This window comes from Cognatundibacterium rivi, assembly GCF_018139565.1.
Taxonomy (GTDB): domain Bacteria; phylum Pseudomonadota; class Gammaproteobacteria; order Burkholderiales; family Burkholderiaceae_D; genus Undibacterium; species Undibacterium rivi.
This window is the reverse complement of record NZ_JAGSPK010000003.1, coordinates 323,217-340,454: the sequence shown is the minus strand read 5'-3', so window position 1 is coordinate 340,454 and position 17,238 is coordinate 323,217. Positions and strand designations below refer to the sequence as shown.

Below are 17,238 nucleotides of genomic sequence, written 5' to 3'. Positions count from 1 at the left end.
AAAAATGTAAAGGAAACAGCATGTCAGAACAATGGAAAATGGTGTGCCGGGTTGAGGATATTCCTGTGCTTGGTGCGCGCGTGGTTGAGCGCCAGATCAAACCGGATGTGGCGATTTTCAGAAACAGCGAAAACAAGATTTTCGCGCTGCTGGATCAGTGTCCGCACAAAGGCGGGCCCTTATCGCAGGGGATCGTTTTCGGCGAACGCGTCGCCTGTCCTTTGCATAACTGGAATATCGAATTGCCGACCGGTTGCGCCGTGACACCGGACGAAGGTTGCACCCGACGCTTTAATTTGAAGGTCGAAGACGATCAGGTTTTTCTGGATGCGGAAGAATTACAAAGCTAGGTATCCGTATCCAGAAATACAGATACTCCCCCCTATTTTTAAATATTTATGCTTAATGTCCTTATAAATAAAGGGCGTTAAAAAATACTCCGGGGGAGTATATTTAATAGTGCAGGCAGCAAGGGGCAAGTATGACGGAAATAAAATCGACCTGTTGCTATTGTGGCGTCGGCTGCGGCGTACTGATTGCGACCGATGGTGCGCAGATCACTGGTGTTCGCGGCGACCCCGAACATCTGGCAAATGCAGGAAAATTATGCAGCAAGGGCAGTACTTTGCACTTGTCGGCACAGCCTGTGATTCAGCGGCAAGTGCGGGCGTTGTATCCTGAAATCCGCACACAAAAAAATCTTCCGCGCGTGCGTAGCGACTGGGACAGCACGCTGAATCTGATGGCAGAAAAATTTGCTGAAACCATACGTTCGCATGGGCCGGACAGCGTGGGCTTTTATATCTCAGGCCAGCTGCTGACGGAAGATTATTACGTCTTCAATAAACTCGCCAAAGGACTGATTGGCACGAATAACATCGACAGTAATTCGCGTCTGTGTATGTCGAGCGCCGTTGCCGGATACAAGCAGACGCTGGGTGCCGATGCACCGCCATGCAGTTACGAAGATATCGATCATGCCGAAGTGATTTTTATCGCCGGTTCTAACACGGCGTTTGCGCATCCGGTCTTGTACCGTCGCATCGAAGAAGCACGTAAAAATAATCCGCAGCTCAAAGTTATCGTGGCTGATCCGCGCCGCACCGATACCGCGCGCGATGCCGATCTGCATCTGGCGATTTTGCCGGGCACCGATGTGGCGCTGTTCAACGGCATGCTGCATCTGTGTTTGTGGGAAGAGTTGACCGACGCTGCGTTTATCGCTGCGCATACCGAAGGCTTTGCCGAGCTGCGGCAAACTGTGCGCGATTACACGCCAGCGATGGTGGCACAGACCTGCGGTATTAAGGAAGCTGATTTACTGCAGGCGGCACGCTGGTTTGGCGGTTCTGCGGCGACTTTGTCTTTGTATTGTCAGGGCTTGAATCAGTCTTCATCCGGTACCGCAAAAAATGCCGCGCTGATTAATTTGCATCTGGCGACGCATCAGATAGGCAAGCCGGGTGCCGGGCCGTTTTCTCTGACCGGGCAGCCGAATGCGATGGGCGGGCGTGAAGTCGGCGGCATGGCGAATCTGATGTCGGCGCATCGCGATCTGGCGAATGCGGCTGATCGCGCCGAGGTCGCACAATACTGGGGTGTGGATGAGGTGCCGGCCATGCCGGGGAAAACGGCCGTTGAATTATTTGAAGCTGTACGGGCAGGGCAGATTCGCCTGCTCTGGATCGTGTGCACCAATCCCGCGCAATCGATGCCAGAACAAAATCTGATTCGTGAGGCGCTGCAAAAAGCCGACATGGTGATTGTGCAGGAAGCCTATACAACGACGGCGACAGTGCCGTACGCCGATGTGTTGTTACCAGCGACCACCTGGGGTGAAAAATCCGGCACAGTGACGAATTCGGAACGGCGCATTTCGCGTGTCAATGCGGCACTCGCGGCACCGGCAGAAACTAAACACGACTGGCAGATTGCTGCCTTGTTTGCGCAAAAGCTGGCTTTGTTACTAAACAAAACTAAGCCGGATTTTGCCTATGAAACGCCGGAACAAATCTGGAATGAACACCGCGACAGCACGCGTGGCCGCGACCTCGATATCACGGGCTTATCGTATGCCTTGTTAGAAGAACAGGGGCCGCAGCAGTGGCCGTATCCACAAGGTGCCAGCGCGGGTAAAGCACGACTGTATGAAGATCATATTTTCGCAACGCCCAACGGCCGCGCACGCTTTGTGAATACGACGTATCAGGTGACGGCGGATAAAGTCGACCCTCGCCATCCGTTTGCCCTGACAACCGGGCGGCTGCGCGATCAATGGCATGGCATGAGCCGCACTGGCACCGTGCCGCAACTGTTTGCACACGCTGCTGAACCGGTCATCAATATGCATCCGCAGGATATGCAGCGGCGCTTTTTGAAGAATGGCGATCTGGTCCATGTCAGTAATCGTCGAGGTACGCAGATTTTCGCCGTCAGCGCGAGCGATGATCTGCGCGTCGGGCAGACTTTTATCGGCATGCATTGGGGCGAGGAGTTTCTTTCTGGTCGCGGCCACGGGCAGCATGTGGCGTATGGCGTGAATGCCCTGATGTCGCCAGCGACAGATCCTGTGTCGCGCCAGCCGGAACTCAAACATGCTGCAGTCAAAATAGTGAAAGCCGAAATGCCGTGGCGCTTTGTCGTGTTTGGCTGGATGGATGCGACACAGATATACGTGCTACAACAAGCGCTGCGCCCATACCTGCGGCAATTCACTTATGCGAGTTGCGTGCCTTTCGGTCGTGACAAAAGCGGCTTGCTGTTCCGCGCGGCCGATGATGTCGCACCTGCTGCTGAACTGCTACAGGAAATCGAAAAATTATTCGGTATTGCTGGCGCTGCCGTGTTGCGTTACGACGATCAGCGGCGCGGCACCGGGCGGCATATAGCAATTCGTGATGGGCAGTTGCAGGCAGTTGCGCTGACTGGCGATGTCTCTGCCGAAAGCTGGCTGAAACCGTATCTGATTGAACAGCAGCCGGTGGCAAAACTGGGGCGTTTGTTGCTGATGCCAGGCGCGAATACACCGCAGGGTTTTCAGGCAAAAGGCAAGGTGATCTGCAGTTGTCTGAATGTCGCAGAAAGCCAGATTGAGGATGCGCTGAGCGGCGAGTTGATACAGACTGACGCAACGCCTGCCGACGTCTTGGTTGGCCTGCAAAGCCGCTTACGCTGCGGCACCAGTTGCGGCTCATGCGTACCAGAAATTCGCCGCATGATTGCATTAAAAAAATCGGAAGTGCTTAGCGTATAAAAAAACACCGCGTGACGATGCTGCGTCAGGCGGTGTTTTGACAACAGAGATATATTTTTTAACGGAAACGGCGTGTCGTTTCGCGCACCACTAATTCCACCGGTGGCAGTTCGACATCAACGGGTTTGCCGCCGATCAGACCCAGCAGGGCGGTGGTGGCGATCAGACCCATATCGTACAAAGGCTGGCGTATCGTTGTCAGTGGTGGTGTGGTGTAGAGCGAGCCGGGTAAATCATCGAAACCAATTAAGGAAATATCTTCCGGTACGCGTATGCCTTTGCGATACAAACTTAGTCGCACACCGTAAGCGATCAGATCGTTACCGGCGAAAATTGCGCTGAATTGTTGTTGCGTATCAAACAGGCGATTGACCGCCATCAGACCGCTGGCTTCATGGAAATCGCCTTCCACTACGAGACCGGGGTCAAATGGAATATCGGCACTTTCCAGCGCCTGTTTGTAACCGGCCAGACGTTCATTCGCATCGGTATTATTCGATGGGCCGGTCACAAAAGCGATGCGACGATGACCCAGTTCGATCAGATGGCGTACTGCCTGATACGCGCCGTTCTGGTTATCGAGTTTAAAACCAATGGCAGTCGGGCTTTTCAGGGAGCGCCCGGTCGCGACGATGGGGCGTTGGGTGGCAAACTGCAACACAGCTTTATCTTCGATGCGACCGGATAACAGGATCAGGCCATCGACTTTGCGTGCCAGCAGCAATTTGATCCGTGCCGCCTCCTCACTCGCATTCCAGTGTCCGCTGACGATCACAGAGGCATAGCCTGTGCTGTTCAGACCATCATCAACACCACGCAGAATTTCAGAGAAGAACGGGCTGGAAATATCCTGCACCACAATGCCGACGGTCATGGAGCGGCCGCTTTTCAGACTTTGTGCGAGAGGGTTAGGTTCAAAGCCCATTTTTTTGATCGCATCTTCGACCGCTTTACGTTTCACGGCAGAAACCGTTGCGGTGCCATTTAAAATGCGGGATACCGTACTTGGCGAGACGCCAGCTTCGCGCGCAACGTCGAGCAGGGTAACGGGATTGCTGCTAGTTTCATTCTCAGGCACTACTGATTTCTCCATCCAAAAAGACGACAACTGAAACGACTACTGAAACGATCGCTTAACGATCAGCTGAAATGCTATGTTGAAACTGCACACTGAACGATGATCACAAGTGTATCAGCGCAGTACAGGCTGATCTGAATGCAGCTCAGAAACAGCCTTGATCAGTCACATTATCATCTGAAATGCGCCGCAGATAGTGAAGTTTTCTGCCGTCACTGTCAATGCGGTTTCAGGCAACTTTGCTGTGCGGTGTTGCCATCGCATTCTTGTTGCACAAATGCTCGACCAGCATGCGATGGTCTGGCAGGTTACCCAATGCCCGTTCTGCCATTTGGGCGATAGTATGAAACTCCCTGCGCGCTTCTTCAAAGCGCGGATGCGAGACCGGATTCGCATGTGTCTGCGTCTGAAATTCCATGCCGTACAACACATATTGCCAGCTCGAAGGCGGGTACATTTCCAGATCTGTGATGAAATCCATTCTGCCAGGCGGACGGCATTTCCACATCGCCAGTTTTTCCTGCAGGCTTTCCGGTATCGATGCTGCGGCAGCATTGTCACGCCAGAACGCGTGATCCTGCCGTTGTGTCAGGCAGTAATGCATTTTGATGAAGTCGATGATGCGCTCGTAGCGGGCTTTCATATGTGCGTTAAACGTCTTGGCGACCGGCGCGAGATCGCCGTTAAACGGAAACAGATAGCCGATCAGATAAGCGGCGGTTTCTATCAGCCCGACACCGGATGATTCCAGTGGCTCCAGAAAACCGCCGGACAAACCAACGGCAACGCAATTTTTTATCCAGTGCGTTTCACGATAACCGACATTCAGCTTTAACAGGCGCGGCTCCAGCTTCTCGGAAGCAGGTCCTAAATAATTGCGCAGGATGTGTTCCGCCCGCTCTTCGCTGGTGTGGCGGCTGGAAAAAACATAGCCGGTGCCACGTCTTTGTTGCAGGCCGATATCCCAGGTCCAGCCCGCTTCATGCGCGGTGGATATGGTGTAGGAAGGAATGGGCGTCGTTTCTGTTGCATACGGAATCTGCATCGCAAGTGCGCGGTCAACAAACAGCACGTCACTGAGTGAGCGGAATGGGGAACCCAGCGCTTCACCGATCAGGCTGGCACTGAAGCCGGTGCAGTCGATATACAGATCTGCGCTCAGACGTTGATGATCGGTGGTGACGATGGCGGCGATCGCACCATCTGCATCGAGCTCGGTATTCTTGACGGTTGCCAGCACATGCCTGACGCCAAGTGAGCGGGCGTGTTCCCCGAGCAAACGGGCAAAGCTGCTTGCGTCGAAATGATAGGCGTAATTCATGGGGCCGAGAAAATCTTCATCGCTGAAACGCTTTGGCGCGCGGAAGGCATCGGCAACCCGTTTTTGCATGCTGACCGCCTGTGCAAACGGTATGTCGGTACCGGCGGCTCCTTGCAACCAGTAGCTTAATAATTCAGGCCCGCCCGGGCGCTGACTCGGACTGTTAAAAGGATGAAAATAATGATCGTGCCCGGGAGTTCCGTGCGGGCGTACCCAGTCTACGAATTTGACACCTTGCTTGAAGGTCGCATTACATTCGCGCACAAAACGCGCTTCATCGATACCGATGGCGGCAAGCGTACCGCGTATCGAAGGAAAACTGCCTTCACCGACACCGATGATGCCGATTTCTCTGGACTCGATCAGTGTGATCTGTATGCCGTTCTGCGCCTGACTACCCAGTGTTCGCGCGAGAAATGCTGCAGTCAGCCAGCCTGCAGTACCACCGCCGACGATGAGGACATTTTTGATCGGTTTCATCCCTGTCTCCTGTAAATTTATTTTCGTACTGTCGCGCACGATTGTTGTAATAACGTCATACTGAATTGATTTTACGGTATTTTTGAAAACGTTACCATTTTTGATTTGACATGGATTTAAAACGATAGGTATTATGAAAACGATTTCAAATTAATTCAGCTTAACTAGAAATCACGGCCGGATAAATTACATCGATCGACGAGTTCATCGCGACAAACATTAATATCAGGAGACATATGAAAAACCGCATCCATCAAGCCCCGATGCCCGTGGGCAGTCCTATCCAATTGGCGATCCTTACCCTGATAGCGAGCATAGGCTCGGCACAGGCGCAAGAGCAAACACCAAGCGCTGCAGAAAAAAAGGCAACCAGCGACAGTACGGCAATTTCTGAAGTGATCGTAACAGGCACCAAGCGCGCCACATCCTTGCAGCGCACACCAGTGGCAATTACTGCCATCGGTGCGGCAGCGCTGGATGATGCGCACGTACAGACGATTCAGGACGTGGTCAACCTGGTGCCTGGCTTTCAGGCAACTTCGCAGGGTGACCATGGCGTGATTACGATGACTTTGCGTGGCGTCGGTAACGACAGCGCAAAGACCGAATATGCTGATCCTGAAGTTGCCTCCTTCGTCAATGGCGTGTATTCACCACGTCCGGAAGGCGCGACTTCTTTGTTGTTTGATCTGGAAGGTATCGAAGTGTTGCGCGGCCCACAAGGTACATTGTGGGGACGGAATGCGACGGTTGGTGCGGTCAATATGCAAACAGCAAAGCCGGTTATCGGTCAGTCTTCCGGGACTTTTGAAGGCGGTCTGGGTAGCTACAAACGCACAGGTGTGCGTGGCGCATTCAATGTGCCGGTCAGCGATACGATGGCGTTACGCTTTGCTTTCGTGAATGAAAAACACGATGGCTATGTCGATTATCAAGGTGTACCAAATATTCCGCTGGCAAGTCAGCAGGCCGCTTTTCTGGCGGGTGGCGGTAAATTAGCCGATTTCAAACCTATCGATCCTAACCTGTTTGTCCAGGATGGCGCTAAATACGGCGCGCAGGATCAGAGTGCTGCGCGGGTCAGCGTATTGTGGAAACCGACGCCAGCGCTGAGAATCGATGCGTCCTACGAGAAATTTATGGATCGCGGCACACCATCCATGAATCTGTTGCAAACGCCACGCGCAGGTTATTCATTGTGGTCGGCGTTGATCGACACAGCCCCAGCGCTGAAACGTGATACCGACGCGGTGCGCGGCCGTATCGAATATGCGCTGAATGATTCTATGAATGTGGTCTATGTCGGCGGCTATTCTAAATTCAGCGGCTCATCCAAATTCGATCAGGATGGCGGCGCAAAAGTACCGACCAGCTTCACCACGAACGGCGTGTATCAGGCGAATAACACGGTGTCGTCCAACTACACCAATTACAGCCATGAACTGAATCTGCAGTCGGTAGGCAAACGTGATATCGATTGGCAGCTTGGTTTGTACTATGGTTCAGAAACGAACGACATGCGCTTCGACATTCCTATCATGAACGGTACGCAACAGGGTACGGTCAGCTGGCAAGGTTCTTTCATCCAACCAAAAGAAACCGTGGAATCGTCTGCTGCATTTGGGCAGGCAACATGGAATGCTTCCGATGCGCTGCATCTGACAGGCGGATTGCGTTACACCTCTGATAAGCGTGCCAACATTGGCGGTCGTGGTTATGGCTGGACTGGTAATGCGGCGTTGACACAAGCGGCGATCACACCGAATGTTGATCCACGTGATCCTAACAGCAACTTCGCTGTCAGCTCTATGAACGACGGTAATTACAGCAGCAACAAAGTCACTGGTTTGTTACGTGCAGCTTACGATGTTAATCAGGATCACATGATTTACGGCAGCGTTTCGACTGGCTATAAATCTGGTGGCCTGCAAGACGGCGGCAAACCTTACGGCCCAGAGACGCTGACGAGCTATGAATTCGGTAGTAAGAGTTCGTTCCTGGGTGGCAGCGTGAAATGGAATAACGCGCTTTACTATCAGGATTTCAAAGACTTCCAGTTCAGCGCACCGATCACGAATCCGGATGGTTCGCACGGTCTGGCAACCAGCAATGCCGAAGGCGCGAAGATTTACGGTTTCGAATCTGAATTGGCTGCCAAGCTGACGAAAGAAGATAAGCTGCAGATTTCGCTGGCTATCACCAAGGCAAAACTGGGTAATCTGATCGGTGGTTCTAACGACTACTCTTTGCCAGTGTGTAAAGTACCCGGTATCAGTAACTGTCTGGACGTCAGCAACAACACCATGCCGCATGCGCCAACGTTTTCAGCGCAGGTCATGTATCAGCACACATTTAATCTGAGTCATGGTACCTTGACGCCACGCATCAGCCTGCACTATGAAACCAGCAGTTGGCTCAGCGTGTTTAATCTGGGTGAAGGCGACAAGCAAAATGCTTACACGCGTACCGATCTCGGATTGCGCTACGCCGCTTCTGGCAAAACCGCATGGTATGTCGACGCGTTTGTTCGCAATGCTGGCGACGGCAACGTCAAAACCAGTGCATTGAATGGCTTTGGCCCGTGGATGGCACAATATCTGCCACCACGTACTTATGGCATCAATGTCGGGCTTGATTTCTGATTGATTTCTGATCAGTGAAAACCTGAGAAAACCTCGCAAGTACTGGCGAGGTTTTCTTTTTTTATTTATGTAAAAATAGCGCTCTTTGTCGTATTGAACGGCATTTTTTATCGGAAGTACTTCCCGCCCGCAGTAGCACAACGCTGGGATAAGGAATGAAACCCGGTCAGACTTTAAATTAAGCCCGCCATAGCAAAGATAATTTCGCAGATGACTTCGCAGATCACATCACCAACCCCATCGTCTTTCCCAGCTTCATCCTCAGCAGAAAAATCAACCCGCATAGCATTTTTTATCGCCGGCTTCGGCACTTCCGCATGGGCACCGATGGTGCCCTTTGTGAAAGAGCGTCTGGTGATGCAGGAAGGATATCTGGGGCTGTTATTGTTGTGCCTGGGTGCAGGTTCTATCCTGACGATGCCAATCGCAGGGGCACTGACATCCCGTATCGGCTGTCGCAAGGTACTACTATTCGCGACACTGGTGATGTGTGCGGCCTTGCCTATGCTGACGCAGATGTCATCCGCCATCGGTTTGGGCTTGACCTTGTTTATTTTCGGCGCCGGTGTCGGTGCTCTCGATTGTGCGGTGAATATTCAGGCGACGATACTTGAACGTGGCAGCAGTCGCCCGCTGATGTCCGGCTTTCATGGTTTATTCAGTCTTGGCGGCCTGATCGGGGCGGGCAGTGTCAGCGCTTTGTTGAGCCTGGGCTGGTTTTTGTTCAACGTGACCGTGGCCGTTGTTGTCGTGATGGTGGTGTTGTTGAGCATCAGCATTAGTCACTGCTTGCCGTATGGCGGAACAAAAAGCGGCGCCGCATTTGGGCTGCCGAAAGGCGTCGTGTTTTATATCGGTGTTGTCTGCTTCATTTTATTTTTGACTGAGGGCGCAGTGCTGGATTGGAGCGCTGTGTTTCTGACCGATGTCCGGGAAATGTCACCAGCGCACGCCGGACTTGGGTACGCGGCGTTCGCTGCAACGATGACGATAGGGCGCCTGACCGGTGATAGGCTGGTCCAATTTCTGGGGGCACGGTTTACTGTGATCGCTGGCGCTTTACTCGCTGCGGCAGGCTTGATCTGCGCCATAGTATTGCCATCGTGGGAGTTTGCTTTATTGGGTTATGCCTTGCTGGGAATAGGTTGTGCCAATATTGTTCCGGTGATGTTTTCTCTTGCTGGCAAACAGAGTGTGATGCCTGAGAGCGTCGCTGTACCGGCTGTCTCGAGCATGGGCTATGCCGGTATATTAATGGGGCCAGCCTTTATCGGTTTCGTTGCACAAGCGATCAGCCTGTCGATTGCCTTGCTGGCCTTGTCGGTGTTACTCATTGGTGTTGCTGCAGGCATCCGTATGATGCGCATGTTGTCGTAACGGTTTTTTATAACGGCAGAGAAAAACAGTGTGTCGGAATTGTGTGCAGTGCAGATGTTCAGGGTAAAAAAAAGCATCAGATACCAATTTTCCGGGGCGGTATCTGATGCTAAAAGTCAGCATGGTTGCAGTGAGTAATTTGCTGCGACTGGAGTGCTCGCTCAGGTAAGCTTACTCAGTTTTCCGCAACTGTTGACTTACAAAATTCCTATACCAGTGGGCGCTGGCTTTAAGTGTGCGTTGCTGTGTCGCGTAATCGACATAGACCAGCCCGAAGCGTTTCGCGTAACCGGAATTCCACTCGAAATTATCCAGCAGACTCCAATAGAAATAGCCTTTGACGTTAACACCTTGTTCTATTGCTGCATGAATTGCATCCAGATGCGCATGAACATAGGCGATACGAGGCTGATCATCGATCTCGCCATTGATGAGTTTGTCTGCGACGGCCATACCATTTTCAGTGATATAGATCGGTGGCAAATTCGTATATTCAGTCTTGTGGCGTAGCAGTATATCGGTCAGACCTAAAGGATAAATCTCCCAACCCATATCCGTGACACCCATCGCTGCTTGGGGCTTTTTGGGTGGTGAATCGGTGCTGATAAATTCCCGCGTGTAGTAATTCACCCCCAGAAAATCGATAGGCTGGTGAATGATATTCATATCGTCTGCTTCGGTATGAAATTGCGACATATCCATGCGATCCAGCGCTTTTTGCGGATAGCGACCTTTAAATATCGGATCCATAAACCATTGGACTGAGCGTGCGTATTCCCATTCCGCCTCAGCCACATCGCATGCAGAATCGGTCGCAGGCATGGCAGGCCATTGATTCAGCACGATGCCCAGTTTTGAAGAGCAAGCGACGCGTCGCATGGCTTTGATCGCTAAACCGTGTGACAGTAATAGGTGATGCGATACCTGTATCGATAGGGCTTTATCCGCAACACCCGGCGCAAATTGAGCATTGCCAAATCCCAGATTTGCAGTACACCACGGTTCATTATGTGTGGCAATCGAAGCGACTCTGTTGCCGAAACGACGTGCGATTTCTGCAGCATAGTCAGCAAAATGAGCGGTCGTATCGCGGTTCAGCCAGCCGCCCTGATCTTGCAATGCTTGTGGTAAATCCCAGTGATACAAAGTCAGATGGGGCGTGATGTTTTTTTCGGCCAGTTTATCTAATAAATTGGAATAGAACTCAAAGCCCTTTTCATTCCATGCGCCATAACCCAGGGGCTGCACACGAGACCAGGATACCGAGAATCGGTAGGCTTTCACTCCGAGCGAAGCGATGATCTCCACATCTTCGGGATAGCGATGATAGTGATCACAGGCGATGTCACCATTGCTGCCATCAATAATTTTTCCGGGAGTATGCGAAAACGTGTCCCAGATCGATGGGCCGCGCCCATCTTCGGCTGCTGCACCTTCAATCTGGTAAGCGCTGGTGGCCACGCCCCATTCAAAGTTATGGGGAAATTGATTCATTGGATGGGCGTTTGTCATATAAGAGTGTAGATAGATCGGTTATTTGAAAACGTTTTCTTTTACTTGTCCGCATGGGTGAAACGTAAAACCTGCATGCGTTTTTCATCGTAAAACCGGAAAAATGTAGTGATATGCGGTGTATTTACCGTCGGGTGATTGTAATTGAAAACGATTTCAAGTCAAATAATTTTTTCGTAAAGCGACATTGATCTTAGTGTGCACTGCGGCGAAGAGCCACTGAACGGATAAAGGAAGGCGTTAGAGTTGAAACAGGGATCTGTGTGGCTTATTTTTGAAAAAATGATCAACTGAGTTTTTGCGCAGAAGCCAGCTTCAGGCATGTGGATATGCAGCATTTTTGATCAGAATATCTACGAAATAGCTGTGTTACGGGACGTATGAACAATTTTTCGTCTGCAATGAGAGGGCGTTGATTATTTCGTGCTGTTGTCAGCCCTTAGACAAACATGAATGATGCAGCGAGCTAAAAATGGTTTTAAAAATAAAAAATTATGTTATTCTGTTTATGAAAAGGTTTTCATGAAATTGAATTTCCTTTTTAAAATATAAGAAAACTGCAGCAATTTCTCGTTCCACGCGGCTGTCTGACAGAGCTACCGCACGGTAACAGACGAAATTGGTGACAAGTGAATAAAATGAGAAAGCAGACATGCTAGAGACAAAGTCAAAAAAATCCCCTTTATTGTGGGTGCCAACAACCTATTTCACGATGGCACTGACATACATGACGCTGACCAGCGTGACCGCCATCATGTTCAAGAACATGGGCATGGATAACGGCAGAGCGGCTGAATATGCGAGTTACCTGATTCTTGCTTACACCATCAAGCCGCTGTTTGCCTCATTCGTTGAGATGTACCGTACCAAAAAGGCTTTCGTCATTCTGACTGAAATTGCGATATTTTTTGGCTTTCTGGCGGTGGCACTCGCGATGGCATTACCGAACTATATGGTGTTGCTGATGGGCTTGTTCTGGGTCATCTCATTTCTTGGTGCGACTCAGGATATTGCTGCTGACGGCGTTTATGTCACGTCTCTCGATAGCAAAGCCCAGTCTTTGTATTGCGGCGTGCAGAGCCTCAGTTGGAATCTTGGTCCTATTATTGCATCTGGCGGCCTGGTGTATCTCAGTGGCAAATTGCATGCAGAATATTTTCATCATGACCCTGCGATTTTTGGTGCCGATTGGGTTGATGCCTGGCGTGTGATTTTCTTTATCGTTGCCGCGATCACGGTGTTGATGGCGCTGTGGCACTGGCGGGTGATGCCGGATGGTGCACGGGCAGAAAATACTCCCACCAATTTTTCTGCCGCAATCAATATCTTAAAAGATTCTTTCGTCAGTTTCTTTCAGAAAAAAGATGTCTGGCTGATGATTGCCTTCGCTTTTCTATTTCGCCTCAGCATAGGTTTTCTGGAAAAAATCGGGCCTTTTTTCATGGTTGATCCCATTGCCAAAGGAGGGCTGGGTCTTAGTAACGAGCTGCTTGGCATCATCTATGGTACGTATGGCTTACTCGCGGTATTGTTGGGATCTTTGTTAGGTGGCTGGTTTGTTGCACGCCGAGGTTTGCAGCCGACCTTGTTCCTATTGTGTTGTGCGGTGAATATTCCGAACGTGACTTTCCTGCTCATGAGTATTTATCAACCAGAGAGCTTACTGGTCGTTACTGCAGGTGTCGCGATAGAAAAATTCTTTTTTGGCTTTGGCTCTGTCGGCTTCATGATTTATCTGATGCAGCAATTAGCACCAGGAAAATACACCACAACGCACTACGCATTCGGCACCGGCCTGATGGGGCTTTGCATGATGTTTACCGGTGTGATCAGCGGTCATTTGCAGCAAATGCTTGGATACAAAAGTTACTTTGTTTTTGTCATGCTGGCGACGATTCCTTCATTTATTGTCTGCTGGTTGGCTCCTTTTCATCAGAAGGAGAGTGGTACAACTGAATGAATAAAGTGGCGTATGTGGCTTGTTCGTCGCTGCTGATCAAGTTTCAGAGATTATAAAAAATGAAAAACGTCTCGTCCCAACCGGGTCGTTTTAACGCTTCAATATCCCCTCTTTAAGCCGCCTCTGAGCGGCTATTTTTTTTAGTCGACCTACTACGCCTGCCAGGCGAAGATCATTTCACTCTTTAAAGATCACTGATTTAAATTGTTTCAGCTTCGGGTGAACCATTGGTACAGTCAGCATCGTACTGCCTATGGCCATCAGTAACAGCGCGGTAAATGTTTCATTGGTGATGATATGTTTATCCAGCAGGATATTGGCGAAGATAATCATGATCAGTGCTTTGGTTTGCAGCAGCCAGCCAATAATGGACGCTTCTCCCTTTTCCCAGTGCAGTATTTTTCCTGCAAGGTGAATGCCAGCTAATTTACCGCCTACAGAGGCCAGCAATAACAATGCCGCCGCAATGAAGACCGCTGTTCCGCCAAGATCCCAATTGGTGCGTAAGCCCGTACTCAGGAAAAATACTGGCATGACGGTCAGTAACACATGCTCACGCAACAGATCCATCTTACTTTGCTCAAACCAGTGGGCGTCCATGACAGCACCAGAAAGAAATGCACCGACCATGAAATGCAAACCCGCCCAATCCGCGGCAAAACTACAAGCGGCGAGCCAAATCAGGCTGACATACCAGCGATCACGTTCAGATAACTTCACCATCAATTTGCGGAAGCCGATCGTGGCCAAGGCAAACAGCAATAGAAACCCTGCTTGGCGACCGACGCGTGTCCAGTCCATGAGAATAATGGCGAGTACAGCCCAGATCGCAATATCGTCCAGACTGGCGTAACGCAAGATGCGCTGACCGATCGCTTGCCGCAAAATAGTCAATTTTTCCATGAGCAGAATTAGTATCGGAAGTGCAGTCACTGCGCAAGCCATTCCGATACCCAGAACAAATTGCCATGAACGTGCATTGGTACCTTGCCAACCATCAAACTTGAGTAAGCAGATGGCTGCAATGCTGCCAAATAAGAGTGGCATACCGAGCGCCAGACTGCCGGTAATAAAGCTTTCCCTTCTGTGCTCCCAGACTTTCTTCAGATCGAGTTCGATACCGGCGATCATGACAAAAATCATCACCGCCCACCACGCAATTCCGTTCAGCGACTGAATGATTTGTGCATTAAAAACGAATTGATAATAGTCGGGAAAAATCCGACCAAGAACACCCGGCCCCATCAGTATGCCGGCGATGATTTGTATGACGACCAGCGGCGCATAGTAATCTGTTTTACCAAGACGCCAGATTAAATATGGAAGGCTGACAATGAGCAATATCGCGATTAAGAAAATCTCTGTCATGCTCATAGGTATATTCATTTTTATCCTGAGATTGAACGGTGTTGGATATGTGATGTAGCGTATTTTAATCGTGGAAAAATATTAATAGATTGTAATGGAGAAAACAAAAAAGCCGCTGTCTCATAGAGAGAACTGCGACTTTCTATATTTTTTTTATTACTTAAAAGAGTTTGTTGGTGGACTTGGCAAAGTCCACCATTCTGGCTGGCGAATGCACTGACAGCCTCGCCGCATGAAACTGGAAATCCCGTTCTCTCTGTACCGAACGAATTTCTACCTTTGCAAAAATAAAAAAACCACCCGATGAGGCTGGGTGGTTTTGCATATTCTGGTGGAGACGGCGGGAATCGAACCCGCGTCCAGAAGCACTCTACAGACAGTTCTACATACTTAGTGCTGCCATTTGATTTAACCACATTGACGCGGACGCACACGCTGCAATGAGGCGAGTTACCTTAAATTTAATCTTGCGCCAAGTAACCCGGTTCAAGACGATTTCCTATGAATGTCCTTACTGCTGTTGCCAGCCCACCCTAGGGAAGAGGTGGTGTAAGGTTAGCCGGTATTAAGCGGCTAATGCGTACGAGTTATCGTTTGCAGTTATATAGTTCAGATTGTATTTACGAGGTAGTCTGGCCTCGGTATGCCCTGCGCTGCTTTGCAACCCCTGTCGAAACCAGGTCGTCCCCAAAGCTTCGTTAGTATAACCTATATGCGGTGTTGCACGAAGAATTCAAGAGGGGGCAACCTGTAAATGTTTAGCTCTGATTAATTCCAGTAATTCCAGCGGGCTGTCGATGATGGCATCTGCTTTCCATTGCCTCGGTTCGGTGGCGCCACAATATCCCCACGCGGCGGCGATGCTTGTCATGCCAGCTGCTTCTGCGGCCTGAATATCGCGCAAATCATCACCGATGTACCAGCAATGTTCTGAGCGTATACCTAATCGTCTCGCGCCTTCCAGTAAAGGGGCCGGATGTGGTTTTGCATGAGGTGTGGTATCACCGGAAATCACGCAGCGTGCTTCCTGAAGGTCAAGCAAAGAGATCAACGGTTTGGTAAATCGCGTCGCTTTATTTGTCACTATGCCCCATGTCAGACTCAGGGCATTCAACCCATGCAGCAGCGTTGTAACATGTTCAAATAAGCGGCTGTGTACCGCCATTGCAGATTCATATTGATTCAGAAATTCAATGCGCATGGATTCATAATTCACGTCTTCAGGCGTGATATTAAAACCTGCTGCCAATAAACCACGAGCACCGGCAGAAGCAAATGGGCGCAGGCTGAGATAATGTACGGGAGCTAAGCTACGACGTACGCGCATAGCATTAATGGCAGCCGCCAGATCTGGTGCTGTATCGGCTAGGGTACCATCGAGATCGAATAAAATTGCTTGAGGATTATGCATAGACGAATTGGTAAATGTACAAATGGAACTGAGTCTCCGTTTGTACATGATCAGATTTAGGCTGGCTTGGTGCAGGCAATCATGTAGTTGACGCTGGTATCGTTATTCAATGAATAGATTTTTGTCAGCGGATTGTAGCTCAAACCCTTCATCGCATTTAATTCAAGACCTGCATTACGAACATCCTGAGAAAGTTCTGCTGGGGTGATGAATTTGGCATAGTCATGCGTGCCTTTTGGCAATAATTGTAAAACGTACTCAGCACCAAGAATTGCAAACAGGTACGATTTAACATTGCGGTTCAGGGTGGAGAAAAAGACATGTCCACCTGGTTTCAATAGTTTTGTGCAGGCGCGAATGATGGACGATGGATCGGGAACGTGTTCCAGCATTTCCATGCAAGTAACAACGTCGTACTGAGCAGCTTCCGCTTCAGCCATTTCTTCGGCCGGAATATTTTTATAGCGTACGCTGACGCCGGATTCTAAGCCGTGTAAGTCGGCCACTTTCAGCGCTTTTTCTGAAAGATCGATGCCAGTAACGACGGCCCCTTTTTTTGCCATCGATTCGGCGAGTATGCCACCACCACAGCCAACATCAATGACGTTTTTGCCTGATAGTGGAACCCGTTGATTAATCCATTCCAGACGCAGCGGGTTGATTTCATGTAAAGGGCGGAACTCTGAACTTGGATCCCACCAGCGATGGGCTAGGTCACTGAATTTCTGAATTTCTGCTGGATCTGCATTGAGTGTCGACATGATGTGTGCGGATATTTCTGGGTTATGAGGGGATAGATTAAAGGCGTATTGTAGGTATTGTAGGCGATCCGTATA

Annotated in this window: 11 protein-coding genes and 1 other RNA gene; 5 read left to right on the top strand and 7 right to left on the bottom strand. The window is 50.2% G+C overall.

What is annotated here, in order from left to right; translation table 11 throughout:
* Nucleotides 1-20: 20 nt before the first annotated feature.
* Together nirD and KDM87_RS10150 are read left to right on the top strand one after the other, a co-directional pair.
* A complete protein-coding gene (gene nirD, locus KDM87_RS10155) occupies nt 21-350 on the top strand; it encodes a nitrite reductase small subunit NirD (protein ID WP_212678963.1) in 330 nt (109 codons plus the stop codon).
* Between the two features lie 131 nt (nt 351-481).
* Complete coding sequence (locus KDM87_RS10150; protein WP_212678962.1) at nt 482-3,253, top strand: nitrate reductase; 2,772 nt, start codon at nt 482-484, stop codon at nt 3,251-3,253.
* A 58-nt stretch (nt 3,254-3,311) separates the two neighbouring features.
* On the opposite strand, the gene KDM87_RS10145 is transcribed toward KDM87_RS10150, so the two are convergent.
* Nucleotides 3,312-4,331, bottom strand: a complete 1,020-nt coding sequence (locus tag KDM87_RS10145) for a LacI family DNA-binding transcriptional regulator (protein WP_329604920.1) — start codon at nt 4,329-4,331, stop codon at nt 3,312-3,314.
* 229 nt (nt 4,332-4,560) lie between these two features.
* Nucleotides 4,561-6,132: a tryptophan halogenase family protein gene (locus KDM87_RS10140; RefSeq protein ID WP_212678960.1), complete on the bottom strand. Its 1,572-nt coding sequence runs from the start codon at nt 6,130-6,132 to the stop codon at nt 4,561-4,563.
* A 236-nt stretch (nt 6,133-6,368) separates the two neighbouring features.
* Here KDM87_RS10140 and KDM87_RS10135 point away from each other — a divergent pair, with 236 nt between their 5' ends.
* Both KDM87_RS10135 and KDM87_RS10130 read left to right on the top strand, forming a co-directional pair.
* Nucleotides 6,369-8,774, top strand: coding sequence for a TonB-dependent receptor (locus KDM87_RS10135; RefSeq protein ID WP_230407691.1), 2,406 nt, complete (start codon nt 6,369-6,371; stop codon nt 8,772-8,774).
* A gap of 210 nt (nt 8,775-8,984) precedes the next feature.
* Nucleotides 8,985-10,151 carry an MFS transporter gene (locus KDM87_RS10130; RefSeq protein WP_212678959.1) on the top strand — a complete coding sequence of 389 codons (1,167 nt, stop codon included), beginning with the start codon at nt 8,985-8,987 and terminating at the stop codon, nt 10,149-10,151.
* A gap of 171 nt (nt 10,152-10,322) precedes the next feature.
* Here KDM87_RS10130 and KDM87_RS10125 read toward each other — a convergent pair whose 3' ends face one another.
* Nucleotides 10,323-11,645 carry a GH1 family beta-glucosidase gene (locus KDM87_RS10125; RefSeq protein ID WP_212678958.1) on the bottom strand — a complete coding sequence of 441 codons (1,323 nt, stop codon included), beginning with the start codon at nt 11,643-11,645 and terminating at the stop codon, nt 10,323-10,325.
* 670 nt (nt 11,646-12,315) lie between these two features.
* On the opposite strand from KDM87_RS10125, the gene KDM87_RS10120 reads away from it, so the two are divergent.
* Nucleotides 12,316-13,623, top strand: a complete 1,308-nt coding sequence (locus tag KDM87_RS10120) for an MFS transporter (protein WP_212678957.1) — start codon at nt 12,316-12,318, stop codon at nt 13,621-13,623.
* A 177-nt stretch (nt 13,624-13,800) separates the two neighbouring features.
* Here KDM87_RS10120 and KDM87_RS10115 read toward each other — a convergent pair whose 3' ends face one another.
* The 4 genes from KDM87_RS10115 to ubiG form a co-directional block, all read right to left on the bottom strand.
* Nucleotides 13,801-15,009 carry a cation:proton antiporter gene (locus tag KDM87_RS10115; protein WP_230407690.1) on the bottom strand — a complete coding sequence of 403 codons (1,209 nt, stop codon included), beginning with the start codon at nt 15,007-15,009 and terminating at the stop codon, nt 13,801-13,803.
* A 311-nt stretch (nt 15,010-15,320) separates the two neighbouring features.
* Nucleotides 15,321-15,680: a transfer-messenger RNA gene (gene ssrA, locus KDM87_RS10110) on the bottom strand.
* 44 nt (nt 15,681-15,724) lie between these two features.
* Nucleotides 15,725-16,402, bottom strand: coding sequence for an HAD family hydrolase (locus KDM87_RS10105; protein ID WP_212678956.1), 678 nt, complete (start codon nt 16,400-16,402; stop codon nt 15,725-15,727).
* Between the two features lie 56 nt (nt 16,403-16,458).
* Nucleotides 16,459-17,163 carry a bifunctional 2-polyprenyl-6-hydroxyphenol methylase/3-demethylubiquinol 3-O-methyltransferase UbiG gene (gene ubiG / locus KDM87_RS10100; protein ID WP_212678955.1) on the bottom strand — a complete coding sequence of 235 codons (705 nt, stop codon included), beginning with the start codon at nt 17,161-17,163 and terminating at the stop codon, nt 16,459-16,461.
* Nucleotides 17,164-17,238: the final 75 nt, after the last annotated feature.